This is a genomic window from Globicatella sanguinis NBRC 15551 (assembly GCF_001552295.1).
Lineage (GTDB): Bacteria > Bacillota > Bacilli > Lactobacillales > Aerococcaceae > Globicatella > Globicatella sanguinis.
The window spans coordinates 1-875 of record NZ_BCQX01000235.1; the positions used below are offsets into that span (position 1 = coordinate 1).

Here is an 875-nt window from a genome sequence, read left to right on the forward strand (position 1 = left end):
ATTTTGGTATGAATTTACTATTTGTTTTGCTTTTTTGATTTTTGGTTCAAAAAAATCGGGAAGACAGGATTCGAACCTGCGACCCCTTGGTCCCAAACCAAGTGCTCTACCAAGCTGAGCTACTTCCCGTTTCTATACACCCAGTAGGAGTCGAACCTACAACCGCTTGATTCGTAGTCAAGTACTCTATCCAATTGAGCTATGGGTGCATGCTTTAATGCCGAGGACCGGAATCGAACCGGTACGGGTATCACTACCCGCAGGATTTTAAGTCCTGTGCGTCTGCCAGTTCCGCCACCCCGGCATTTGCCTAAGTTTGCTGGCAAAGCGGAAAACGGGATTCGAACCCGCGACCCCCACCTTGGCAAGGTGGTGTTCTACCACTGAACTATTTCCGCGTTTTATTATTCACTCATGCCGGCTGCAGGACTTGAACCTGTGACCTACGCGTTACGAGTGCGTTGCTCTACCAACTGAGCTAAGCCGGCCTCTTCTAAAAAGGCCTATATGCCGGCTAAAGGACTTGAACCCTCGACCCTCTGATTACAAATCAGATGCTCTACCAACTGAGCTAAGCCGGCTTGTTACCTCGACAAACATCTGTTCGTCTTCATGCGGGTGAAGGGACTTGAACCCCCACGCCCGAAGGCGCCAGATCCTAAATCTGGTGCGTCTGCCAATTCCGCCACACCCGCATTCTGATGACCCGTACAGGATTCGAACCTGTGACCCACTGATTAAAAGTCAGTTGCTCTACCGACTGAGCTAACGAGTCATGGTGGAGGTTAACGGGATCGAACCGCTGACCCTCTGCTTGTAAGGCAGATGCTCTCCCAGCTGAGCTAAACCTCCAATTTGAAAAATATACCCTGCGT

9 tRNA genes are annotated in these 875 nt (G+C 50.2%); all 9 read right to left on the reverse strand.

Going from position 1 to position 875, the window contains the following annotated elements:
* Nucleotides 1-55 precede the first annotated feature (55 nt).
* Nucleotides 56-129, reverse strand: a tRNA-Pro gene (locus tag GSA01S_RS10295).
* Nucleotides 130-135: 6 nt separating this feature from the next.
* Nucleotides 136-209: transfer RNA gene (locus GSA01S_RS10300), tRNA-Arg, on the reverse strand.
* Nucleotides 210-218: 9 nt separating this feature from the next.
* Nucleotides 219-304, reverse strand: a tRNA-Leu gene (locus GSA01S_RS10305).
* A gap of 22 nt (nucleotides 305-326) precedes the next feature.
* A tRNA-Gly gene (locus tag GSA01S_RS10310) sits at nucleotides 327-398 on the reverse strand.
* A gap of 17 nt (nucleotides 399-415) precedes the next feature.
* Nucleotides 416-488, reverse strand: a tRNA-Thr gene (locus GSA01S_RS10315).
* A gap of 20 nt (nucleotides 489-508) precedes the next feature.
* Nucleotides 509-581, reverse strand: a tRNA-Thr gene (locus tag GSA01S_RS10320).
* Nucleotides 582-613: 32 nt separating this feature from the next.
* Nucleotides 614-695, reverse strand: a tRNA-Leu gene (locus GSA01S_RS10325).
* A 7-nt stretch (nucleotides 696-702) separates the two neighbouring features.
* Nucleotides 703-775, reverse strand: a tRNA-Lys gene (locus GSA01S_RS10330).
* Nucleotide 776: 1 nt separating this feature from the next.
* A tRNA-Val gene (locus GSA01S_RS10335) sits at nucleotides 777-852 on the reverse strand.
* Between the last annotated feature and the right edge of the window lie 23 nt (nucleotides 853-875).